20 protein-coding genes and 1 riboswitch are annotated in these 23,284 nt (G+C 68.0%); of the genes, 10 read left to right on the top strand and 10 right to left on the bottom strand.

Translation table 11 applies throughout. The annotated features are described in order from the left end of the window. Positions 1 to 38: 38 nt before the first annotated feature. The 4 genes from R1L06_RS15095 to tldD are packed head-to-tail and all read left to right on the top strand — an operon-like array spanning position 39 to position 7,518. Positions 39 to 647 carry a Maf family nucleotide pyrophosphatase gene (locus tag R1L06_RS15095; RefSeq protein WP_317218114.1) on the top strand — a complete coding sequence of 203 codons (609 nt, stop codon included), beginning with the start codon at positions 39 to 41 and terminating at the stop codon, positions 645 to 647. Further along, positions 640 to 2,127 carry a ribonuclease G gene (gene rng, locus R1L06_RS15100; protein WP_010482960.1) on the top strand — a complete coding sequence of 496 codons (1,488 nt, stop codon included), beginning with the start codon at positions 640 to 642 and terminating at the stop codon, positions 2,125 to 2,127. Before R1L06_RS15095 ends, rng begins: the two co-directional genes overlap by 8 nt. A 30-nt stretch (positions 2,128 to 2,157) precedes the next feature. Beyond that, a complete protein-coding gene (locus tag R1L06_RS15105) occupies positions 2,158 to 6,012 on the top strand; it encodes a YhdP family protein (RefSeq protein WP_317218115.1) in 3,855 nt (1,284 codons plus the stop codon). A gap of 60 nt (positions 6,013 to 6,072) precedes the next feature. Continuing rightward, the gene (tldD, locus tag R1L06_RS15110) at positions 6,073 to 7,518 is read left to right on the top strand and encodes a metalloprotease TldD (protein WP_049398683.1); all 1,446 of its coding nucleotides are present in this window, start codon (positions 6,073 to 6,075) and stop codon (positions 7,516 to 7,518) included. A 41-nt stretch (positions 7,519 to 7,559) separates the two neighbouring features. On the opposite strand, the gene yjgA is transcribed toward tldD, so the two are convergent. Further along, the gene (gene yjgA, locus R1L06_RS15115) at positions 7,560 to 8,147 is read right to left on the bottom strand and encodes a ribosome biogenesis factor YjgA (protein ID WP_317218116.1); all 588 of its coding nucleotides are present in this window, start codon (positions 8,145 to 8,147) and stop codon (positions 7,560 to 7,562) included. A 68-nt stretch (positions 8,148 to 8,215) separates the two neighbouring features. Here yjgA and pmbA point away from each other — a divergent pair, with 68 nt between their 5' ends. Continuing rightward, a complete protein-coding gene (pmbA, locus tag R1L06_RS15120; RefSeq protein WP_317218117.1) occupies positions 8,216 to 9,583 on the top strand; it encodes a metalloprotease PmbA in 1,368 nt (455 codons plus the stop codon). An 88-nt stretch (positions 9,584 to 9,671) separates the two neighbouring features. After that, positions 9,672 to 10,043, top strand: a complete 372-nt coding sequence (locus tag R1L06_RS15125) for a DUF4870 domain-containing protein (RefSeq protein ID WP_010482972.1) — start codon at positions 9,672 to 9,674, stop codon at positions 10,041 to 10,043. Between the two features lie 85 nt (positions 10,044 to 10,128). Here R1L06_RS15125 and R1L06_RS15130 read toward each other — a convergent pair whose 3' ends face one another. From R1L06_RS15130 to R1L06_RS15145, 4 genes are all read right to left on the bottom strand, one after another. After that, positions 10,129 to 11,007 (bottom strand): polyprenyl synthetase family protein, encoded by an 879-nt coding sequence (locus R1L06_RS15130; protein WP_317218118.1) that lies wholly within the window; start codon positions 11,005 to 11,007, stop codon positions 10,129 to 10,131. Beyond that, positions 10,997 to 11,257, bottom strand: a complete 261-nt coding sequence (locus R1L06_RS15135; RefSeq protein ID WP_005410522.1) for an exodeoxyribonuclease VII small subunit — start codon at positions 11,255 to 11,257, stop codon at positions 10,997 to 10,999. Before R1L06_RS15135 ends, R1L06_RS15130 begins: the two co-directional genes overlap by 11 nt. 36 nt (positions 11,258 to 11,293) lie before the next feature. Continuing rightward, on the bottom strand, positions 11,294 to 12,580 hold the full coding sequence (gene tilS / locus R1L06_RS15140) for a tRNA lysidine(34) synthetase TilS (RefSeq protein ID WP_317218119.1): 1,287 nt from the start codon (positions 12,578 to 12,580) through the stop codon (positions 11,294 to 11,296). Positions 12,581 to 13,036: 456 nt separating this feature from the next. Next, positions 13,037 to 14,884, bottom strand: a complete 1,848-nt coding sequence (locus tag R1L06_RS15145) for a patatin-like phospholipase family protein (protein ID WP_317218120.1) — start codon at positions 14,882 to 14,884, stop codon at positions 13,037 to 13,039. 154 nt (positions 14,885 to 15,038) lie between these two features. Beyond that, positions 15,039 to 15,253: riboswitch (cobalamin riboswitch) on the top strand. 161 nt (positions 15,254 to 15,414) lie between these two features. Between R1L06_RS15145 and R1L06_RS15150 the strand changes: the two genes are divergently transcribed. Both R1L06_RS15150 and pncA read left to right on the top strand, forming a co-directional pair. Further along, positions 15,415 to 16,101, top strand: a complete 687-nt coding sequence (locus tag R1L06_RS15150) for an epoxyqueuosine reductase QueH (protein ID WP_373695428.1) — start codon at positions 15,415 to 15,417, stop codon at positions 16,099 to 16,101. 55 nt (positions 16,102 to 16,156) lie between these two features. Next, positions 16,157 to 16,783, top strand: a complete 627-nt coding sequence (pncA, locus tag R1L06_RS15155) for a bifunctional nicotinamidase/pyrazinamidase (protein WP_014035610.1) — start codon at positions 16,157 to 16,159, stop codon at positions 16,781 to 16,783. Positions 16,784 to 16,810: 27 nt separating this feature from the next. Here pncA and purU read toward each other — a convergent pair whose 3' ends face one another. Further along, complete coding sequence (gene purU, locus R1L06_RS15160; protein ID WP_317218124.1) at positions 16,811 to 17,662, bottom strand: formyltetrahydrofolate deformylase; 852 nt, start codon at positions 17,660 to 17,662, stop codon at positions 16,811 to 16,813. 114 nt (positions 17,663 to 17,776) lie between these two features. On the opposite strand from purU, the gene R1L06_RS15165 reads away from it, so the two are divergent. After that, a complete protein-coding gene (locus R1L06_RS15165; protein ID WP_049399772.1) occupies positions 17,777 to 18,688 on the top strand; it encodes a LysR family transcriptional regulator in 912 nt (303 codons plus the stop codon). Between the two features lie 3 nt (positions 18,689 to 18,691). Here the strand turns inward: R1L06_RS15165 and R1L06_RS15170 are convergent, their stop codons facing one another. The 3 genes from R1L06_RS15170 to R1L06_RS15180 all read right to left on the bottom strand — a co-directional run bounded on the left by R1L06_RS15170 (position 18,692) and on the right by R1L06_RS15180 (position 21,169). Next, positions 18,692 to 19,792, bottom strand: coding sequence for an NADH:flavin oxidoreductase/NADH oxidase (locus tag R1L06_RS15170; protein ID WP_180838045.1), 1,101 nt, complete (start codon positions 19,790 to 19,792; stop codon positions 18,692 to 18,694). Between the two features lie 113 nt (positions 19,793 to 19,905). Beyond that, entirely contained in the window at positions 19,906 to 20,712 is an 807-nt protein-coding gene (locus R1L06_RS15175; protein WP_317218122.1) for an NAD-dependent protein deacetylase, read from the bottom strand. 55 nt (positions 20,713 to 20,767) lie between these two features. Then, entirely contained in the window at positions 20,768 to 21,169 is a 402-nt protein-coding gene (locus R1L06_RS15180) for an acyl-CoA thioesterase (protein ID WP_004153688.1), read from the bottom strand. 153 nt (positions 21,170 to 21,322) lie between these two features. Here R1L06_RS15180 and R1L06_RS15185 point away from each other — a divergent pair, with 153 nt between their 5' ends. Continuing rightward, positions 21,323 to 21,958, top strand: a complete 636-nt coding sequence (locus tag R1L06_RS15185; protein WP_317218123.1) for a LysE family translocator — start codon at positions 21,323 to 21,325, stop codon at positions 21,956 to 21,958. Positions 21,959 to 22,147: 189 nt separating this feature from the next. On the opposite strand, the gene R1L06_RS15190 is transcribed toward R1L06_RS15185, so the two are convergent. After that, a complete protein-coding gene (locus R1L06_RS15190; protein ID WP_008264781.1) occupies positions 22,148 to 23,167 on the bottom strand; it encodes a ribonucleotide-diphosphate reductase subunit beta in 1,020 nt (339 codons plus the stop codon). Positions 23,168 to 23,284 lie beyond the last annotated feature (117 nt).

Consider the following 23,284-nt stretch of genomic DNA (forward strand, 5'->3'; position numbering starts at 1 on the left):
CGACGATTCAGGTGGCGGCCTCAGGTTATGCTGTGCCGATGCTCTATCTTGCTTCCCGCTCCCCCCGACGCAACCAGCTGCTGGCCCGACTCGGACGCCCCTTCCAGGCCCTGGACCTGGAGGTCGTCGAGCAGCGCGCGCGCGCTGAAAGCGCCGAACAGTATGTCTGCCGGGTCGCCGCCGACAAGGCGCGCGCCGGGCTGGCCCGGGTGCTGGCCGATGACCCGCAGGCGCGCGTGCTCGGCTCGGACACCGAGGTGGTGCTGGATGGCGACGTGTTCGGAAAGCCCACTGACGCCGCCGATGCGCGGGCGATGCTGGCGCGCCTTGCCGGGCGTACCCATCAGGTGATGACCGCCGTGGTGCTGGTCGGCGCGGACGGGCTGGACAGCGAACTGGTCATTTCCGAAGTGACCTTCGCCCCGATCGACGCTGCCGACATCGCCGCCTACGTGGCCACCGGCGAGCCGTTGGACAAGGCCGGGGCCTACGCCATCCAGGGCGGGGCCGAGCGCTGGATCGAACATCTTTCCGGCAGCTACTCCGGCGTCATGGGGCTGCCATTGCTGCATACCGATCGTCTGCTGGCGCGCTGCGGCGTGCCGGCCACAACTGCCGATGCCGCCAGGGAGGCTGCCGATGTCTGAGGAAATCCTGGTCAATGTGACCCCGCGCGAAACCCGGGTCGCGGTGATCGAGAACGGCATGCTGCAGGAACTGCACATCGAGCGCGGTTGGCGCCGGGGTGTGGTCGGCAACATCTACAAGGGCAAGGTGCAGCGGGTGATGCCCGGCATGCAGGCCGCCTTCGTCGAAGTCGGGTTGGAGCGTGCCGCGTTCCTGCATGCCAACGACGTGGTGCGGCCGGCGCCGGTGGCCAGTGCCGATACCGAGAACACCACGCTGCCGCCGCCGTCCAGCGTGCCGATCGTCGAGCTGCTGCGCGACGGCCAGGACATCGTGGTGCAGGTGGTGAAGGACCCGATCGGGACCAAGGGCGCACGCCTGACCACCCAGATCAGCATTCCCTCGCGCTACATGGTGCTGCTGCCGCAATCCAAGGTGGTGGGGGTGTCCGCACGCATCGAGGATGAAACCGAGCGCGCCCGGCTGAAGGCGCTGGTGACCGAACTGTCGGCGCAGCACGGAGGCTACGGCTACATCGTGCGTACCAATGCCGAGGGCCAGCCGGCAGAGGCCATCGCCGAGGACATCGCCTACCTGTCGCGCGTTTGGAACGTGGTCGAGCGTCGTGGCCGCGAAGCGGCCTCGTGCAGCAACATCTATGAAGACCTGAGCCTGCCGCTGCGATCGGTACGCGACCTGATCCGCAAGGACGTTGACAAGGTGAAGGTGGACTCCAAGGAGACCTTCGCGCAGTTGCAGGCCTTTGTTGCCAAGTACATGCCGGTGCTGGCCGAGAAGATCGAGCTGTACAGTGGTGATCGCCCGATCTTCGACATGTTCGGGGTGGAGGACGAGATCGGCCGCGCGCTGGACAAGCAGGTGCCGCTGAAATCCGGTGGCTACCTGGTGATCGACCAGACCGAGGCGATGACCACCATCGACGTCAACACCGGTTCGTTCCTCGGCCAGCGCAACCTGGAAGAGACGGTGTTCCGCACCAACCTGGAAGCGGCACAGGCGGTGGCACGGCAGCTGCGGCTGCGCAACCTGGGCGGCATCATCATCATCGACTTCATCGACATGGACGATGCCGAGCATCGCCGCCAGGTGCTGCGCACCCTGGAAAAGGCGCTGGCGCGCGATCATGCCAAGACCACGGTGTACGACTTCTCGCCGCTGGGCCTGGTGGAGATGACCCGCAAGCGCACGGTGGAAAGCCTGGAGCGCCAGCTGTCGGAAACCTGCCCGCAGTGCAGCGGCCGCGGCAGCATCAAGACCACCGAGACGGTGACCTACGAGATCTTCCGCGAGATCACCCGTGCCGTGCGCCAGTTCGATGCCGCGCGCCTGCTGGTGATCGCGTCGACCAAGGTGGTCGCGCGCATCACCGACGAGGAATCCGCGGCGGTGGCCGAGCTGGAGGAATTCCTCGGCAAGAGCATCCGCTTCCAGGCGGATGAGCAGTACCTGCAGGAGCAATTCGATGTCGTTCTGCTCTGATCCTCGCCGGCCGCAGGCCGGCGGTGGCCGATGAGCGCGCCGCCGCGCCTGCGACTGCGAAGGATCCGCCGTCATTTCATTGCCGCCTGCGCGGTGGGCCTGGTCGGGCTTGCACTGCTGGTGGGCACCTTCAGCCAGCTGCTGCCGCTGGCCGAGCGCCATCCCGACAGGATTGCCGCCTGGCTGAGCGAACGCGCTGGCCAGCCGGTGCGTTTCGACCAGCTGCAGACCGCCTGGACCCGGCGTGGTCCGCTGCTGCAGCTCAAGGGCCTGCGCATCGGCGCCGGCCAGGGCCTGGCGATCGGCGAGGCCGAGGTGCTGGTATCGATGTACAGCGGCCTGTTGCCTGGCCGGTCGCTGACCGAGCTGCGCCTGCGTGGCCTGGCGCTCGACCTGCAGCAGGGCGAGGATGGTCGCTGGTCGGTACGCGGCCTGCCGCAGGCCGCCAATGGCGGGGACCCGCTGGATGCGCTGCGCCGGCTGGGCGAGCTGCAGGTGATCGGAGGCCGCCTGGGCGTGCATGCGCCGGGGCTGGGGATCGACACCACGCTGCCACGCATCGACGTGCGCCTGCGGGTCAATGGCGACCGCCTGCGTGTAGGCGTGCGTGCCTGGGCCCAGACCGAAGCGCTGCCGTTGACGGCGGTGCTGGACGTGGACCGCGTGCGCGGCAATGGCCAGGCCTGGCTGGGCGCCGATCCGGTCGACTTCCATGCCTGGTCGCCGCTGCTGGCGGCCGGCGGTGTGCGCCTGCGCGAAGGCAAGGGCGAACTCAACCTGTGGCTGACCCTGCGCGATTTCGCGCCGGTGGCGGTGACCACCGATTCGGACCTGCGTGATGTCCGCATCGATGGCGCACCGATGCCCTCGATGGCGGCTCCGCAGCTGCAGCTGCAGCGGTTGCAGGCACGCCTGCGCTGGCAGCGCCAGGCTGATGGCTGGGCGTTGCAGGTGCCGCGCCTGCGCCTGAAAACCGAAGAGGGCGAGCAGCAGCTCGATGGCCTGCAGCTGCAGCTTGGCAAGCAGCTGCGGGTCCGTTCTGGCGAAGTGCAGGCCGGCACCGCGCTGCGTGCGCTGGCCCTGAGCGATCGTCTCGAACCGGGCCTGCGTCGCTGGCTGTTCCTGTCCAGGCCGCAGCTGGAGGTGCGCGAGTTGCAGCTGGCGGGCGATCGCGATGGCCCGCTGTGGGCGCAGGGCGAACTGCAGTCGCTGGGCTTCGCCAGCGTGGGCAATTCGCCCGGCCTGCGCGGCCTGGGCGGGCGCTTCGAAGGCGACGCGGATGGCTTCAGCCTGCAGTTGCAGCCGCAACGGCAGCTGCAGTTCGATTGGCCGACCGGCTTTGGTGTGCGTCATGACCTGCATCTGGCGGGACAGGTGGTGGGCTGGCGCGACGAGGGCGGTGGTTGGCGTATCGGTACTGCGGCGATGCGCGTGGAAGGCACCGACTATGCGGCCGACGTGCGCGGTGGTGTCTGGTTCCAGGGGGACGGTACGCGGCCGTGGCTGCAGCTGGCGGCCAAGCTGGACGACGTGCCGATGACCGCGGCCAAGCGCTTCTGGATCCACTCCAAGATGAGCAAGGGCGCCACCGACTGGCTGGACATGGCGCTGGCCGGCGGCCAGGTGCGCAATGGCATCGGCCTGGTCAGTGGCGACCTGGACGACTGGCCGTTCGACAACAACGATGGCCGCTTCGAGGCCACCGGCCATATCACCAACGGTGACATCCGTTTCCAGCACGATTGGCCGTTGATGAGCCAGGTCGACGCCGATATCGCCTTCATCGGCCCCGGCTTCGACATGCATGGGCGCGGCGATCTGGCCGGTGTGGCGGTGCAGAAGTTCGAGGCGGGCATTCCGGATTTCGGGCAGCAGCCGCTGTATGTGCGCGCCGATGCGCAGAGCGAGGCGGGCAAGCTGTTGGCGATGCTGCGGCAGAGCCCGCTGCACAAGGATTATGGCGACACCCTGGACAACCTCACCGCTGCCGGCCCGGCGCATGTGACCTTCGATCTGCTGCAGCCACTGCACCACGATGAAGGTGGCGGCCACCTGCAGGGGACGGTTGATCTGGCCGGCGTGAAGCTGGTCGACAAGCGCTTCCAGCTCGCCTTCGACAACATGCAGGGGCAGGCGCGCTACAGCAATGGCGGTTTCGATGCCGAGGCGCTGTCGGTGCGCCACCTCGGCCAGGACGGTCGCCTGAGCCTGCGTGCCGGTGGCTACGTGCACGACAGCAGACTGGCCTTCGAATCGCAGCTGTCGGCCACGCTGGATGCTGGCGTGCTGATCGACCGCGCGCCGGAGATGGCCTGGCTCAAGCCCTACATCACCGGAACCTCGCCGTGGACCATCGCGTTCAGCCTGCCCAAGGTCGCTCCAGGGGCGCCTGCGCCGCCCAGCGAGCTGCGGTTGAGCTCCGATCTGGTCGGGACCCGGCTGGACCTGCCGGCGCCGCTGGACAAACCGGCTGCCGAGCCGTTGGCGACCACCGTGGCTGCACAGCTGCCGATGGGGGCCGGCCGCATCGACGTTGCGTTCGGCCAGCGCCTGGCGCTGGCCGCACGCAGCCACAACAACCAGACCGGTGTGCAGGTGACGCTGGGCAGCGACCATGTCGACCGCGAGCCGCCGCCGAGCGGATTGACCGTCAATGGCCGCAGTCCGACCCTGGACGCTCTGGAGTGGATCAGTCTGGCGCGTGGTGGCAGTGATGACGACGCCATGCCGCTGCGTGCGGTGGACGTGCAGGTCGGCCAGTTGAAGCTGATCGGTGGCGTGTTCGAGCAGACCCGGTTGCAGCTGCGCCCGGGCGCGCAGGCACTGGATGTGCGCCTGGACGGCCCGTCGCTGGCCGGGCGCCTGACCGTCCCCAATGCAGATGGCGGCACCATCAGTGGCCAGCTCGACCGCGTGCACTGGCAATCCCTGCCGGTGGCTCCGGGTGCACCGGCCGCACCGGCACGGGTACAGGCCGGCGCCAACGACATGGACCCGGCCAAGCTGCCGCCGTTCGCGCTGGACATCGCCGACCTGAAGTTCGGCAAGGTGGTGCTGGGCCAGGCGGTACTGCGTACGCGGCCGCTGGCCAATGGCCTGAACGTGGACGAGCTGCGCTTCCGTGCGCCCGACCAGGAGATCGACATCAGCGGTCGCTGGCTGGGCCGCACCGGTGGTGCCCGCACCGAGCTGACCGCACAGGTGCGCAGCGAGGACCTGGGCGGATTGATGCAGAACCTCGACTACGGCGGCCAGCTGCGTGGCGGTTCCGGCCAGGCGCAGCTGCAGGCCACGTGGAGTGGGGGGCCGTCGGACTTCCAGCTGGGCAACCTGCAGGGCCGCCTGGACCTGCACGCGCGCAACGGCCAGCTGCTGGAGCTGGAACCGGGAGCCGGCCGGGTGCTGGGCCTGCTCAGTGTCACCCAGCTGCCGCGGCGCCTGATGTTCGACTTCCGCGACTTCTTCTCCAAGGGCTTCGCGTTCAACCAGATCGACGGCAGCATGCAGTTCGGCCAGGGCATGGCACGCACCGACAAAGTGCTGATCGAAGGCCCTGCAGCCAACATCACCATCCGCGGCCAGGCCGACCTGCGCAACCAGCAGTTTGACCAGACCATCGACGTCAACCCGCGTGCAGGCAATCTGCTGACCGTGGTGGGTGCGGTCGCCGGTGGCCCGGTGGGGGCGGCGCTGGGCGCGGCCACCAATGCGGTATTGTCCAAGCCATTGGGCGAGATTGGCGCCCGTACCTACAAGGTGACCGGTCCATGGAAGGAACCGAAGGTGGAAGTGATCGAGCGCAGCCGCGACAAGGCTCCGCCACCCGTACCGGCACCGGCGCCGGCCATTCCGCCGACCGTCACCGGCCTGCCGCGCTCGCGTTGAGCGCGGCTTTCCTGTTCACGGGGCTTGCCTGAGCGCCCCCGCATCCCCAGATCGAGAACCATGACTGATATCGCCCTGACGCTTGCCCAAGACCGCCTGCTGCGCCCCGGCGGCCTGGATACCGCTGGCCTGGAGCGCACCTTCGGCCAGCTGCTCGGCCCCGGTGTGGACTTCGGCGACCTTTATTTCCAGCATGCCCGCCGCGAGAGCTGGAGCGTGGAAGACGGCATCGTCAAGGACGGCGCCCATTCCATCGAGCAGGGCGTGGGCGTGCGGGCGATTTCCGGCGAGAAGACCGGCTTCGCCTACTCCGACGACATCCATGCCGATGCGCTGCTGACGGCGGCGCAGTCGGCGCGTGCGATCTCGCGTGAAGGTGGCGCCCAGTCCGGGCGGTCGCTGCTGCGCGGCAACGCGCGCGCGCTGTACCCGGCGCTGGACCCGATCGATGGCATCGGCAACGAGGCCAAGGTCGAGGTGCTCAAGCGCCTGGATGGCTACCTGCGCGCCGCCGACCCGCGCGTGAAGCAGGTGATGGTGAGCCTGTCCGGCGGCGTCGATACGGTACTTATCGCCCGCAGCGACGGTGTGCTGGGCGCTGACGTGCGCCCGCTGGTGCGCCTGAACGTGCAGGTGATCGTCGAGCACAACGGCCGCCGCGAGTCCGGCTATGCCGGCGGTGGTGGCCGCTACGGGTATGAGGAGCTGTTCGCCGACGGCCGCCCCGAGGCCTTTGCCCGCGAGGCGCTGCGCCAGGCGCTGGTGAACCTGGACGCCGTTCCGGCACCGGCCGGGGTGATGCCGGTGGTGCTTGGTCCGGGCTGGCCCGGCGTGCTGCTGCATGAAGCGGTCGGCCATGGCCTGGAAGGCGACTTCAACCGCAAGGGCACCAGCGTCTACGCGGGCCGCATCGGCGAGCGCGTTGCCGCCCCGGGCGTGACCATCGTCGATGACGGCACGCTGGACGGACGCCGTGGTTCGTTGAACATCGACGATGAAGGCCACCCGAGCCAGTGCACCACCCTGATCGAGGACGGCATCCTGGTCGGCTACATGCAGGACAGCCTCAACGCACGGCTGATGGGCATGGCGCCGACCGGCAACGGCCGCCGCGAATCGTTCGCGCACCTGACCATGCCGCGCATGACCAACACCTACATGCGCGCCGGCCAGCACGACCCACAGGAAATGATCCGTTCGGTGAAGAAGGGCCTGTACGCAGTCAACTTCGGTGGCGGTCAGGTCGACATCACCAGCGGCAAGTACGTGTTCTCGGCCACTGAGGCCTACCTGATCGAGGATGGCCGCATCACCACGCCGGTGAAGGGTGCGACGCTGATCGGCAACGGTCCGGAAACCATGCAGAAGGTGCGCATGGTCGGCAACGATCTGGCCCTGGACGAGGGCGTGGGCATCTGTGGCAAGGACGGGCAGAGCGTGCCCGTGGGTGTCGGCCAGCCCTCGCTGCTGATCGAGGGCATCACGGTCGGCGGTACCCAGGCCTGAGCCGGGCGATGGCCAGCGCCACCGCCCAGGCCGGCGCGGACTCAGTCCTCGTCGGCTTCGTCGCTGTCGACGGGGGCGGCGTCTTCGGCGCTGGCCTTCAGGCCCAGCGCGGCCGGCAGCATCAGGGCGCGCAGCACCTGGAAGATTTCGCGGTAGGCGCGCGGCGGCTTGTTCTTGGCCTTCTCGGCCTGCGCATTGCGCACCAGCGTGCGCAGCTGCTGGCGGTCGGCCTGCGGGTAGTCGTCCAGCAGTGCAGCCAGCGCCTTGTCACCCTCGGCCAGCAGGCGCTCGCGCCAGTCTTCCGCGCGGTGCATCATCGCCACTTCGCGGCGGCCGGTTTCGCTGTTGGCGTCCAGCGCGTCGCGGATCGCATCCAGCGTGGCGTCTTCTTCGCGGCGCATGTGCTTGGCCAGGAACGCCAGCTGGCGCTTGTGGGCGATGTGGGCGGTGATGCGCTTGCACTCGGCGATATGCGGCAGCAGGTCTTCCGGGATCGGCAGGCGTGCCAGCTGCGCCGGGGTCAACGACACCAGCTTCTCGCCCAGGGCCAGGACGTCGAGCGCGTCGCGCCGGTTCTGGCTGCGGCTCTTGTCGTGGAATTCACCGGTTTCTTCGTCGCGTCCGCGCATCGTTCCTACCTGATCTCAAAAAAAGTCGCCCGGCGTGATGCCGGGCCCAACCCGTACAGGATAAAGCATTGAACGTGATCGCCCCTGAAGTCGCTGTCGGCGACGACAGCCTGGCCCGGCTGGAACGGCTGGCCGACCTCTCCCAGCAGCTGCTCGACCGCGCCCGTGCGCTGGGCGCCAGCCAGGCCGAGGTCAGCTGCAGCGAGGATCGTGGCCTGGAGGTCAATGTCCGCCTTGGCGAGGTGGAGACCGTGCAGTCCACCCGTGACCGCGGTATCGCCGTCACCGTCTATTTCGGCCAACGCAAGGGCAGCGCCAGCACCGGCGACCTGAACGAGGCCAGCCTTGCCGCCACGGTCGAGCAGGCCTGTGCGATCGCCCGGCACACCGAAGATGACCCGGCTGCCGGCCTGGCCGAGGCCGCGCTGATGGCCACCGACTTCCCGGATCTGGATGCCTGGCACCCCTGGGCGCTGCAGGCCGACGAGGCGGTGGACCTGGCCCTGGCCTGCGAGAACGCAGGCCGTGAGGCCGATGCGCAGATCCGCAATTCCGACGGCGCCTCGGTTTCGAGCATGCAGAGCCTGTCGGTGTACGCCAATTCGCATGGCTTTTTCGGCCGTGAGCGTGGCACCCATCATTCGGTGGGCTGTGCGCTGATCGCCGGCCAGGGCGATGGCATGCAGCGCGATGGCTGGTACACCAGCGCGTTGGCCCGGGAGGACCTGGAAGAGGTGGGCCTGGTCGGCCGTCGTGCTGCCGAGCGCACCGTCGCCCGCCTGCAGCCTCGCTCGATGGCCACCGGCACCATGCCGGTGCTGTTCGCCCCGGAAGTAGCACGCAGCCTGGTTGGCCACCTGCTGTCGGCGGTGTCCGGCGGAGCGCTGTACCGCCAGGCCAGCTTCCTGCTGGACAGCGTTGGCCAGCAGCTGTTCCCGGACTGGATGCAGATCGAGGAACTGCCCCACCTGCGCCGTGGCCTGCGCTCGGCCGCCTTCGACGGTGACGGCGTGGCCACGCGTGCTTCGGCCCTGGTCCGTGACGGCGTGCTGCAGCGCTATGTGCTGGGCAGCTACTCGGCACGCAAGCTGGGCCTGCAGACCACCGCCAATGCCGGTGGCGTGCACAACCTGCAGCTGGCCGCCAACGCGGGCTCCCTGCAGGACATCGCCCGGCAGATGGGCGATGGCCTGCTGGTGACCGAACTGATGGGGCAGGGCGTGAACGGGGTGACCGGCGACTACTCGCGCGGTGCCGGCGGCTTCCGCGTCGAGAATGGTGAGATCCAGTACCCGGTGGATGGCATCACCATCGCCGGCAACCTGCGCGAGATGTTCAGCAGCATCGAGGCGGTCGGCAGTGACGTCGACCCGCGCTCGCACATCCGGACCGGCTCGATCCTGCTGGGGCGGATGACCATCGCCGGTAATGATTGATGGTATTGATGGCGTAAGCTATGCCCGCCTGACGCAACCAGCTTGGTGCTGGTGGGTCAAGACCACCCAATGAAAAAGGAGTTTTGTCGTGAGCGAATTCGATAACGTCCCGCCGCCGCCGGCCACCACCGATGTGCCGGCCGACCAGCGCACCATGGCCCTGGCCGCGCACCTGCTGGGCATCTTCACCGGCTTCATCGGCGCGCTGATCATCTGGCTGATCAACAAGGATGACGCGGGCAAGGCCTTCGTGACCGACCAGGCCAAGGAAGCCCTGAACTTCCAGATCACCGTGACCATCGCCATGGTCATCAGCATGATCCTGACCATCGTGATCATCGGCGTGTTCCTGGCCCCGATCGTGGGCATCATCAGCCTGGTGTTCAGCATCATCGCAGCGGTCAAGGCCAACAACGGCGAAGCCTATCGCTACCCGTTCGCACTGCGCCTGATCAAGTAATACCGGCGGCATGCGGAATTGAAAACGCCCGGCATTGCCGGGCGTTTTCATGTGCGGGGAGCGACGGGCGGTGCCCGGCGAGCGATCAATGATCGCGTTCGACCGCCAGCGTCGCCAGTGCACGCAGTGCATCGGCCTCTTCGCCATACCCGGCCAGGATCGACTGCATGCGTGCGGCCAGTTCGTGCAGCTGGGCCTTGGCACTGTCCATGCCGAGCAGGGCAGGGAAGGTGCTCTTGTCCTGCGCCTGGTCCTTGCCGGCGGTCTTGCCCAGCTGCTCGGAACTGGCCTCGACATCGAGGATGTCATCGCGTACCTGGAAGGCCAGGCCGAGTGCGTCGGCGAAGCTGTCCAGCTGGGCCAGCTGAGGTTCGTGGGCCTGGCCGCACAGCGCGCCCATGCGCACCGCCGCACGGATCAGCGCGCCGGTCTTCAGGGCATGCATGCGGGTCAATGCCGCCAGCGTCTGCTGCTGGCCGGTGGCATCGATATCCAGCGCCTGGCCGCCGCACATGCCAGCGGCGCCGGACGCGTGGGCCAGGGTCTGCAGGCAGGCCACGCGTAGCGTGGCCGGCAGCGGTGCATCGGCCAGCAGGCCGAAGGCACGGGTCTGCAGCGCGTCGCCTGCCAGAATCGCGGTGGCTTCATCGAAGGCGATGTGGGTGGTCGGCTTGCCGCGACGCAGCGCGTCGTCATCCATCGCCGGCAGGTCGTCATGCACCAGCGAGTAGGCGTGGATGAGTTCGACGGACATGGCGGCCGCATCCAGGCTTTCCGGCTGCGTACCGAACAGGTGGCCACTGGCGTAGACCAGCAGCGGGCGCATGCGTTTGCCACCGCCCAGCACCGAATAGCGCATGGCCTGGTGCAGGCGCTGCGGTGCTTCGGCAGGCGAGGGCAGCGCGGCGTCGAGCTGGCTTTCGATACGGTCGCGCCAGCGCGCGAACAGAACCTCAGCCGTCATGGCTGGGCGGATCGAAAGGCTCGGATGCTTCCGGCTGCGCCGGATCGCTGAGCAGGCGAACGCGCAGCTCGGCCTGCTCCAGCGCCTGCTGGCACTGGCGATACAGACCGACGCCACGTTCGTAAGCACTGAGCGAAGCTTCCAGGCTCAGCTCGCCGGTTTCCATCTGCTCCACCAGCTGCTCCAGCGATTCGAGCGACTGCTCGAACTGGGCGACCGGGGAGGCGTTTTCGGGGGACTTCTTGGCCATGCGGCAAGTGTGGACGGGCCGCGCGCGGGGGTCAATTCACCAGCCGCCCGGGCGCCACTGCAACTGTGCGCCATGCGCCTGCAGCCAGGCCTGCAGCGGTGCGGCGATGACCACGTCGGCGGCGGCCAGCAACTGCGGGCCATCAAAGATCAGCGGCAGCTGCGCGCGTCGCCAGGGGGCGAGGTGTTCGCGTTGCAGGCAGTCCTTCAACGCGTGCGAATGCTGGCGACCGGGCAGCAGAATGCGCTCACCGCCCGCGCGTGCACGGACCTGCAGCGGGCGATCGAAGGCCGGGGTGCCCTGCAGGCGCAGCTGTCCGCCATCGGGCAGTGCCAGCGGTGCGCGTCCATCCCATTCGGCCTGCCACTCGTGGGGAAGCGCAGGCAGCCGGGCCGGCAGCAGGTAGGCGTGGTCGCGCCACTGTTGGATCGCGTGATCGTGCCAGCGCACCCGCGCCTGGCGATCGTTGTCGGCCGGCAGCAGCTCGTCCAGCGCCTGCTGCAGCACGGTGGCCGGCAGCGGTGCCGCGTCGTGGCCGGCCGCCCAGGCACGCAGCACGCGTGCGGCACGGCCCGTTGAGACCTGGCGAAGCAGCTGCAGCGACAGCACGCGTGGAGCGACTTCCAGGTGTGCGATCAGCTCGGCGTCTTCCTCGTCAAGCAGTTCGCGGGTCTGCCCGCAGTGCGTTGCGCTGCCCGCCATCGCCGCAGCGGCATGCGGCCAGCGCTGGCGCAACAGCGGCAGTACCTTCAGGCGCAGGAAGTTGCGATCGGCGTGGTCGTCGGCGTTGCTGGGGTCTTCGATCCAGTGCAGTGCATGCTGGCGGGCGTAGTCGAGGAGTGCACTGCGTGGCACCGCCAGCAGCGGTCGCCATAGAGGCTTTTCGCCAAGGCGGCTGTGCGTGGACATCGCCGCCAGGCCATCGACGCCGGAAGCGCGCAGGGCGCGCAACAGGAAGGTCTCGGCCTGGTCGTCCTGGTGCTGTGCCAGCGCCAGGGTTTCGCCGTCGCGCAGTTCGGCCGCGAACGCGGCGCGTCGTGCCAGTCGCGCGGCACCCTCGGTGCCCAGGCCTGTGCCGTTCTCGACCTGCACGCGGTGCACGGCCAGTTCGATGCCCCTGGCGTCGCATTGCTGCTGGCAGTGCAGCACCCAGTCATCCGCATCGGGCTGCAGCCCGTGGTGCACGTGCACCGCGCGCAGCGCCGTGCCGGAAGCTTGCGCGCAGCGCCACAGCCAATGCAGCAGCACGGTGGAGTCGACACCACCGCTGTAGCCCACCAGCAGCGGCGCATCCAGCGGAACGAGGGCAGGGAATTCAGTCACGGCGGCAAGTATAGGGTTGGTCGGCAGGGCTGCGCCCTGCACCCGCAGACGCGCAAGCAACGGCAACGGCCGAAGCAACAGCAGAAGCGGGTTTCCTGAGGGTTGGCGGGGTGGGCCCGGTTGCGGGGGCCGCTGCAAGTACGTCCATGTAAGCTCGGTCGCCGCTTGCTCGTGTGCGCAGTCCTGCGCACACGGCAAGACCGGGGTTGGGCGTCCTGCCCAACCCGCCCGAGGCATGCCTCGGGCCCATGCGGCTCACGCCCCCGCAACCGGACCCACCCCGCCTTCGACAGGTCTCCGCGAGCTCTCGAAACGGCATCCTTTGCTGCTGTGGGTAGGTGTCGACCTTGGTCGACACGGTGGATCCACGTCGTGCGTGGATGCTCTTCGATGAATGTTCGAAATATTCGATTTCGATGGGGTTCCATCCACGCATGGCGTGGATCTACTACCGGGTCAGTAGATCGGCGTCACCTTCATCTGCGGCAGCGGGCGCGGTGCGCCGTCGGTGAGGTCCGGGCCGAGGTCCTCCCAGGTACGTCCCTGCTCGACCATCAGCCCCCACAACTGCTGCGATGCCAGCCGCTTGTCTTCCGAGCCCAGCTTGTACGACGGTGGCGTCGGCTGGCCACTGGCAACCATCGCGTACGCCGCGCGGTAGGCCAGTACCTGCTGCGCCGGGTCGTCGGTGCGCGCCACTTCCAGCGTGTAGCGCTGGTAGGCCGAGGCCAGGTTGCGCCAGCGGATCCAATAGTGGTTCTCGAACGAGAACGAACAGAAGCGCGCACCGGCCAGGCTGCCCTTGTCGGCGATGCGGGTCAGCACCTCCTGTGGCATGTCCAGGTTCATGCCGCCTTCGTCGCCCTGCAGGCTGACGTGCACGATGCGATCGCGGTAGCCCGGTGCGCGCGCCTGCAGCAGGTCGCGCCAGTTCTGCATGGTCGCCACCACCGCGAACAGGAAACGGCCCAGTTCTGCGGCCGCCAGCGGCGTAGCGATCGACTGGTAGGTACGCTGCCAGCCGTGGCGGTTCTCGGTGGGCAGGAACACGGCGTGTTCCTGCGCCTGACGGCCACTGCTGCCGTGGCTCACGTCTTCGGCGTGCTGCGGGTAGACCAGATTGATGGCGAAGGTTGGCCAGCGCGGCAACGCGGCATCGAACAGGTGGATCGGGAAGTTGCTGCTGATGCCACCATCGGAGAACCAGCAGATGCGGAAGGCGGTGATCACCGGGCCGCAGGTCTGCCCGGCACTGGTCAGCCCTTCCATGCTGTCGGCCACATTGTGCTCCTGGTCGGCCGCAGGTGCGGTCGGTTCGCAGCGACGCTCGCGGCGAGAGGGCTCGTGCAGCGGCACCGCGCTGATCAGCAGCGGGAAGCTCAGGCTCATGCGCGTGGCCACCAGCACCGGCAGCTTCGGGCCCTGCGGCAGGTGGTAGTACCGGCGCCCTTCCACCTCCACTGGCGGGCCGGCCTGCGTCACCAGCCACTGCACCACGCTGGCCGGAAACAGCTGCTCGAACTCCTCGCGCAGGAACCAGAACTGCGCGCCGCCCAGCGGCAGCGTGCGCGGCTCGTTGTGCGACACACAGGTGGTGATCATCTGCAGGCTGATCGCATGCGGGCTGTCCGGCTCGCCGGCATAGCGCGGCGCATCGTGCAGATCGGCGAACGTGAGCGGTGCATCCAGCGGCTTGCCGGACAGCTGCTGCAGGCACTCGTGCAACCATTCGGTCAATGCCGGCGTGCGTGCATCGCGGCCGAGGCCGCTGCACAGGCCCAGCAGGTTACGGCGCGCCACCCGCGCTACCCGCAGCGCAGCACCGGCCACGCCGGCACCGTACGCGCACAGCAGTGATGGCAGCAGCGTGGCGGCCACGCCGCTCCAACCGCCGCCCCACCAGCCCAGGCCGAGCAGCAGCGCCAGCGACACCAGCACCTCCAGTGGCGCGATCTCGAACACCGCGATGGCCAGGCACAGCAGCTTGCGTGGCAGGCGGGCATTGCCGGTCAGCACCACCAGCAGGCGATACGCCGCGCGCGCGCCACGCGCCGGCTGGAACAGGCTGTAGATGAAGCCGCGCCGCGACAGCTGCGCCGACACCGCCGACAGCCCGCCATAGCCTGCATCGCCGGGCAGGTGTTCACCCGCCTGCTGGCGACGATCACCGCACGCCGCCGCGGCCGCCACCGCCGCGGCGATGGCGCCGGCCGAGGTGCCGCCGATGCTCTTGAATCGATACTCGCGCGCCAGCGCCAGTACCGCATTGGGGTACACGATGCCGCTGGTGATGCCGCCTTTCATGACCAGATCGCAGTACTTCGCCGCCACGAGCCACCTCCCGTCTGTCGGTGCCCAGTATGGCAAGAGGCGCTCTCACAGCCTGAGAAGCGAGCCACAGCCCTGCGCTTTCATTGGCCCTTGACCATTGCCCTCGACGCGTCCACCGTGGGCACGCCGAAGGTATCCCTGCCGTGGCATTGATGGCGGCAGGGATTTAAACGGGAATCCGGTGAAGGCGCCTCGCGCGCCCATTCCGGAGCTGCCCCGCAGCGGTGAATGGAAACGAATCCTGCCAACAGCACTGGGCTCACGCCTGGGAAGCGGTGGGTAGTAGGTGGGCTGCGGCCCGTGTCCATCAGCCCGAATACCGGCCCCGGCCGGGGGACACGACCGTCCCCTGACTCGACCTGGAATCTCCGCGGGGAGGTTGCCGGGGCCGTCGTTGTCCTGCGCGTGCAGGCGCTGCGGCCGCGTGCGTCCTTTTCACGGTATCCGGCCAGCCCTGTTGACCCACGCGCTGATGCATGGGCCACCGCCGTTGCCGGCGGTCCATGCGGTACCTGACGATGACCGAGCTCCAACGCCCCGCCCTGTCCCTGCCCGAAAACGGCCAGCGCCTGCTGCTGCACTCGTGCTGCGCCCCCTGCTCCGGCGAAGTGATGGAGGCGATCACCGCCTCCGGGATCGACTACGCGATCTTCTTCTACAACCCCAACATCCACCCGGTGAAGGAGTACGAGCTGCGCAAGCAGGAGAACATCCGCTTCGCCGAACAGCACGACATCCCGTTCATCGACTGCGACTACGACACCGACAACTGGTTCAGCCGTGCACGCGGCATGGAAAACGAGCCCGAACGCGGCATCCGCTGCACGATGTGCTTCGACATGCGCTTCGAGCGCACTGCGCTGTACGCGCACGAGCACGGCTACGACACCATCAGTTCGTCGCTGGGCATCTCGCGCTGGAAGAACATGGCGCAGATCAACGACTGCGGCATCCGTGCCGCATCGCGCTATGAAGGCCTGCAGTACTGGGACTACAACTGGCGCAAGGGCGGCGGTGCCAGCCGCATGATCGAGATCAGCAAGCGCGAGCAGTTCTACCAGCAGGAATACTGCGGCTGCGTGTACTCGCTGCGCGATGCCAACCGTCACCGCCGCGAGAATGGCCGCGAACGGATCAAGATCGGCCTGCTGTACTACGGGCAGGACGCTGAGACGCCGCAGGGCGATTGACGTGTGGGCATGGGGCGGCCACGCTGGTCGCCCCTTCTGCTGTACCGGAACTGCCATGACCGCCCTGCCCGCCGATGTCGCCCTGCTGGTGATCGACCTGCAGCCGGACTTCATGCCCGGTGGCGCGCTGGCCTGCGACCAGGGCGATGCGCTGGTGGCACCGATCGCCGATCTGCTGGCACAGCGCCGCTACCGCACCGTGGTGGCGACACAGGACTGGCACCCGGCCGACCACGCCTCGTTCGCGAGCCAGCACGCCGGCCGACGGCCCTTCGAGACCATCCTGCTGCACGCGCAGCCGCAGACCCTGTGGCCGGACCACTGCGTGCAGGGCAGCGCCGGTGCCGCGCTGCACCCGGGCGTGGACTGGACCGTGGCCGACCTGATCCTGCGCAAGGGCACGCGCCAACAGGTGGATTCGTACAGCGCCTTCCGCGAGAACCATGGCCCCGATGGCGAGCGCCCGGCCACCGGCCTGGCAGGCTGGCTGCACGAGCGCCGCATCCGCGAAGTGCACGTATGCGGCCTGGCCCGCGACTACTGCGTGCTGTGGAGCGCGCAGGACGCAGTGAAGTCCGGCTTCCGGGTGAAGTTCCTGTGGGAGCTGACCAAGCCGGTGACCGACGCCAACGACGCGATGGTGCGCGAGGCGCTGGGCAAGGCGGGGATCGCGATCATCTGATGGGCGACCGCCGGGAACGGCCCGGCACTACCGGAACACGACTGTACGGTGCCCATTGAGCAAGATGCGGTGCTCCACATGGCGCCGAACGGCGCGGGCCAGCACCAGCGATTCGGTATCGCTGCCCAGCCGCACCAGCTCGCGCGGCGCCATCGCGTGGTCCACGCGGGCCACGTCCTGTTCGATGATCGGGCCTTCGTCCAGATCCTCGGTGACGTAGTGCGCGGTGGCGCCGATGATCTTGACCCCGCGCGCGTGTGCCTGGTGGTACGGCTGCGCGCCCTTGAAGCTGGGCAGGAAGCTGTGGTGGATGTTGATCGCACGGCCGGCCAGCGCGCGGCACAGCGTGGGTGACAGGATCTGCATGTAGCGCGCCAGCACCACCAGGTCGATGCGTTCGCGCTCGACCAGGTCGATGATCTGCTGCTCCTGCACCGCACGCGTATCTGCGGTCACCGGCAGGTGGTGGAACGGTACCTGGTAGGACGCGGCCAATGACGCGAAGTCGGCGTGGTTGGACGCTACTGCGGCAATGTCCACCTTCAGCTGGCCGCTGTGGGCACGGAACAGCAGGTCGTTGAGGCAGTGCCCCTGCTTGCTGACCAGCACCAGCAGGCGTGCGCGGCGGCGACCATCATGCAGCTGCCAGTCCATGCCGAAGCCGGCGGCGAGCGTGGCCATGGCGGCGTGCACGGTCTCCAGCGGCAGGCCGACATCGCGATCGAAATGCACGCGCAGGAAGAAGCGGCCGCTCTCCTCGTCGCCGAACTGCTGGGCGTCGAGAATGTTGCAACCGTGGTCGAACAGCAGGCCGGATACGCGGTAGACGATGCCGGTACGGTCGGGGCAGGACAGGGTGAGGATGGAATCGGGGCGCATCGCCCGAGTGTAGGGCAGCAGCCTGTCCTCGGGATCGATGGTCACCGATGCAACCGCCCTGCTTGGTTCAGTCCCAAGCGATACTTGGGTTTCTCCATGGCAAGCTGGTCGGTCATGAACCTGTTGCAACTGATCCGCAGCTTCACCCGCACCGCAGAGACCGGCAGCATTGCCGCCGCGGCCCGCATCCTTGGCATCAGCGCCACCGCAGTCGGCCAGAACATCAACCGGCTGGAGGCGCATCTGGGCGTACGGTTGCTGAACCGAAGTACGCGGCAGCTGGCGCTCAGCGAGGCCGGCGCGCTGTACCTGGCGCAGGTGCGCCACATCGAAGCCGACCTGGCGCGTGCACAGGCGATGGTCACCTCTGGTGACATCGAACCGGCCGGGCCACTGCGCATCGCCAGCAGCAGCGCCTTTGGTCGCCACGTGCTTGCCCCCTTGCTGCCGTCGCTGCAGCAGCGCTACCCGCAACTGCAGCTGGAGCTGCGCCTGACCGATCGCGCCGTGCAACACGGCCCGGAAGCGGTGGATGCCAGCATCCGCATCGGTGCACAGCTGGAGGACGGTGTCGTCGCACGGCAGCTGGCGCGCGTGCCGTTCGTGTTCTGTGCCTCGCCGGCCTATCTGAAGGCACACGGCACCCCGCAGCAACCCTCCGAGCTGAGCGGCCATCGCGGGCTGCTGCACCGCTTCCCCACCGATGGCCGGCCGCTGCGATGGGGCCTGTTGAAGGATGGCCAGCGCGTGGACGCCGCACTGCCGCCGAGCATGGTCTGCGATGACATCGATGCGCTGGCGACGCTGGCCGCAGCCGGTGCCGGCATCACCCGGCTGGCCGCATTCGTGGCCGAGCCGTACCTGCGCGATGGCCGCCTGCAGGCGGTGTTCGGCGCCGACACTGCATGGCGCCCCGAACCGATGGAAGTCTATTTCTGCGTCAGCGACCGCCGCGATTTCACTGCCAAGATCCGCGCACTGTTCGAGCACCTGCAGGCCGGCATGGCGCCTGCCTGGCGGGTGTGAGCCTCAGCGCGCCTTGAACACGCCGCGCGCATCGCGCGGCTCGCAGCGCAGGTACTGCGGCGCCGGTTCCACGCTGTCGCGCAATGCGGCGGCGGCATGCCACGGCCAGCGCGGGTCGTAGAGGATGCCGCGCGCCAGGGCTACCGCATCGGCGTGGCGATGGCGCAGGATCGATTCGGCCTGCTCCGGTTCGGTGATCATGCCCACGGCGATGACCGGCATGCGCACCTTGGCCTTGATCGCCGCTGCGAACGGCACCTGATAGCCCGGGCCGACGGTGATCTTCTGGCGCTCGTCCAGGCCACCGCTGGAGACATGCAGGAAGTTGCAGCCGCGCGCGTCCATCACCTGCGCCAGCGCTTCGCTCTGCACCAGATCCCAGCCGCCATCGACCCAGTCGCTGGCGGAGATGCGCACGCCCACCGCGACCTTGTCGGACACTGCCGCACGCACCGCATCGAACACCTCCACCAGCAGGCGCAGGCGGTTCGGCAGCGAGCCACCGTAGCCATCGGTGCGGCGGTTGCTCAGCGGCGACAGGAACTGGTGCAGCAGATAACCGTGCGCGGCATGCAGCTCGATCAGCTCGAAGCCCAGGCGCTCGGCGCGCACCGCACTGGCGGCGAAGGCGGCGATGACCTCGGCGATGCCGGCCTCGTCCAGTTCCTGCGGTGCCGGATCGGCGGCATGGAACGGCAGCGGCGACGGCGCCACGGTGGCCCAGCCACGCGCATCATCGGCCGGCAACTGGCCACCACCGTCCCACGGACGCCTCACCGAGGCCTTGCGGCCGGCATGGCCCAGCTGGACGCCCAGCGGCATCGGCGACCAGCGGCGGACGCTGGCCAGCACCTGCGCCAGCGCGGCCTCGGTGCCGTCGTCCCACAGGCCCAGGTCGGCCCAGCTGATGCGGCCGCGCGGTTCGACCGCGGTGGCTTCCAGGATCAGCAGGCCGGCACCGGACTGCGCCAGGTTGCCCAGATGCATGGCGTGCCAATCGCTGGCGCGACCGTCTTCGGCGGAGTACTGGCACATCGGCGCGATGACGATGCGGTTGGACAGGGTCAGGGGGCCGAACGAGATCGGCGAAAACAGCTGGCTCAAGACGGTGATGAACGACGTAGGGGGTGCGTATTGCACCGCCGCACGGCCTGCGAATCAACCGTCTGGATGGATCGCTGTTTCGCGGAGGGCGTGCAGCCGAGCGTGTGCTCGGCTCAGGATGAGGCCCACGCGGCCAGCGCCTCGGCGCAGTCCCGTTCATCCTTGAACTGCAGCAGGTCGTCGGCGCGGGTGCGGCCACGGTTCAACGCGGCTACCGGCAGCCCCGCCTTGGCTGCGGCCTGCACGAAGCGGAAGCCGGAATAGACCATCAGCGATGAACCCACCACCAGCACGGCGTCGGCCTGCTGCAGGTGCTCCTGCACCGCCTGCACGCGCTCCCGCGGCACGTTTTCGCCGAAGAACACCACATCCGGCTTCAACAGGCCGCTGCAATACGGGCACTCGGGCACCACGAACGCGGAGAAATCGGTCTCCAGATCGGCATCACCATCGGGCGCGATGCCGGCCTCCAGCGCGTCCCAGCCGGGATTGGCGTCCAGCAAGCGCTGCTGGAAGTCTTCACGATCGCTGCGACGCTCACAGCCCATGCAGCGCACCAGATCCAAGCGGCCATGCAGGTCGATCACGTTGTGGCTGCCGGCACGCTGGTGCAGGCCGTCCACATTCTGGGTCAGCAGCAGCTGCAGCTTGCCGCGCCGTTCCAGGGCAGCCAGGGCCTGGTGGGTACCGTTGGGCCGGGCCAGGCCGAAGCGCGGCCAGCCCAGCAGGCTGCGGGCCCAGTAGCGCTGGCGGGTGGCTGCCTCGCCCATGAAGGCCTGGTAGGTCACCGGCGGCGTGCGTTTCCACTGGCCGTCGGTATCCCGGTAATCGGGAATGCCCGAGGCGGTGCTGCAACCGGCGCCGGTCAGCACGAACAGGCGCTGGGCACGGTCGATGAAGTCGGTCAGTGGCAGGGTCATGGCTGCCAGATGGGGGCGCGGTGGCGCCCCCGCAAGCGCCGGTCCGTTGGCCGGGTCAGGCCGCCGGCAGCGGCGGTACCGCGATCGGGTGGCCTTCCTCGTCCAGCGCGATCATCACGAAGTGGCCGCGGGTGCACAGCTTGCGCTCGCCGCTGTGCAGGTCTTCGGCGACCAGTTCCACCTCCACCTTCATCGAGCTGCGGCCGACTTCGACGATGCGGCCGATGGTTTCCACCATCTGGCCGATGCGGATCGGCAGCTTGAAGTCGACCTGGTCGCTGCGCGCGGTCACCACGGTGCGGCGCGAGTAACGGGCGGCGGCCAGGAAGGCGGCCTTGTCCATCCACGCCAGCGCCTGGCCACCGAACAGGGTGCCAAGGTGGTTGGTGTGGTTGGGAAAGACGATTTCGGCCATGCGCACTTCGGTGGGCGGCACGGTCTCGGGGATGGGGGTCATGGCGGGGGCTTCGGTGTGGGGTGCTGCGGATTCTAAGCGACCGGCGTGATGGCCATCGGAATGCACGTGCAACGGTCACCCAGCAGCGGTGCCTGCGCAGGCCGCGCCTGCGGCAGGCGTTACACTGCGCCACGCCCACTGCCAGGACCGCCCATGCCCGCCACTTCCGACCTGCTGGCCTTCGCGCTGGTTTCACTGGCCATGGTGCTCACGCCCGGACCGAACATGATCTACCTGATCTCACGCTCGATCTGCCAGGGGCCGATGGCAGGCCTGATCTCGCTGGGCGGGGTGGCGCTGGGCTTCGTGTTCTACATGCTGTGTGCGGCACTGGGCATCACCGCCCTGCTGATGACCGTGCCGTTCGCCTACGACGCGCTGCGCATCGGCGGCGCGCTGTACCTGCTGTACCTGGCCTGGCAGGCGCTCAAGCCCGGCGGCCGCTCGCCGTTCGCGGTACGCGAGCTTCCGCAGGACAGCCCGCGCAAGCTGTTCACGATGGGCTTCCTGACCAATCTGTTGAACCCGAAAGTGGCGGTGATGTACCTGTCGCTGCTGCCGCAGTTCCTGCACCCGGACAGCGAAGGCGGTGTGCTGATGCAGTCGATCGTGCTGGGCTCCACCCAGATCGCGGTGAGTGTGACCGTGAACGGCATGATTGCGCTGACCGCTGGCAGCATCGCCGGTTTCCTGGCCGCGCGCCCGACCTGGCAGGTGGTGCAGCGCTGGCTGATGGGCACGGTGCTGGCCGGGCTGGCGGTACGCATGGCGGTGGAAGGGCGACGCTGATTGTAGAGTCGAGCTTGCTCGACCGCTTTGCGCGAACGGCAGTCGAGCAAGCTCGACTCTACAAAGGCCCGCGTGCAGCATGACGGCCGGTAGCACCAGGCAGGCTCCGCCGGGCATGGCCCGGCGCTACCAACAAAAAACCCCGGCGTTGGCCGGGGTTTTTCGTTGCGACAGATCTGACCGGTTCGATCAGAAGTTCATGTCGAAGGCGACTTCGCCCTGCACGCCGACCTGGTAGGCCGAGACGCGGCGTTCGAAGAAGTTGGTCAGCTCCTGCACGTCCTGCAGTTCCATGAACGGCAGCGGGTTGCGCACGTTGTACTTCTTTTCCATGCCCAGCTTGGCGAAGTGCTGGTCGGCACAGTGCTGCAGGTACTGGCGCATGTCGCGGGTCGAGATGCCGGCCACGCCACCGGACAGCACGTCCTCGGCGAACTGCACTTCGCATTCGATGGCTTCTGCCAGCATGTCGTAGACCTGCTGCTTCATCTCGTCGTCGAACAGGTCCGGTTCTTCCTCACGCACCACGCGCACCGACTCGAACGCGAACTCCATGTGCGCGCTCTCGTCGCGGAACACCCAGTTGGTGCCCGAGGCCAGGCCCGGCAGCAGGCCGCGCGAACGGAAGTAGTACACGTAGGCGAAGGCAGCAAAGAAGAACAGGCCTTCGATGCACGCAGCGAAGCAGATCTGGTTGAGCAGGAACTGGCGGCGCTCGGCACGGGTCTCGATGCGCTTCAGGTCCTGGATCGAGTCGATCCACTTGAAGCAGAAGTCGGCCTTCTTCTTGATCGAGTCGATGTTCTCCACCGCGGCGAAGGCTTTGACGCGCTCTTCCGGATCCGGCAGGTAGTTGTCGAGCAGGGTCAGGTAGAACTGCACGTGCAGCGCTTCTTCGTACAGCTGGCGCGACAGGTACATGCGCGCTTCGGGCGCGTTCAAGTGCTGGTACAGGTTCAGCACCAGGTTGTTGGACACGATCGAGTCGCCGGTGGCGAAGAACGCGACCAGGCGGTGGATCAGGTGACGCTCGCCCGGCGACATCTTGCTGTGCAGATCGGTGATGTCGATCTGGAAGTTGATCTCTTCCACCGTCCAGGTGTTCTTGATCGCGTTCCGGTACATGTCATAGAACTGCGGGTAGCGCATCGGGCGCAGGGTCAGTTCAAAACCGGGATCGAGCAGCATCTGCTTGGGCTTGTCGGCCATGGGTGTTTCCTTGTCTTCTCGGGTCAAAACGCCGGGCATGGCCCGGCGCTACCTTGGTGTTTTCTGCAGTCGAGCATGGCTCGACTCTACAAAGGGGTGTGCCGGCCAAAGGCCGGC

Origin of the sequence: Stenotrophomonas mexicanensis, assembly GCF_032911605.1 — a bacterium.
In the GTDB taxonomy this organism is placed as follows: Bacteria; Pseudomonadota; Gammaproteobacteria; order Xanthomonadales; family Xanthomonadaceae; genus Stenotrophomonas; species Stenotrophomonas maltophilia_A.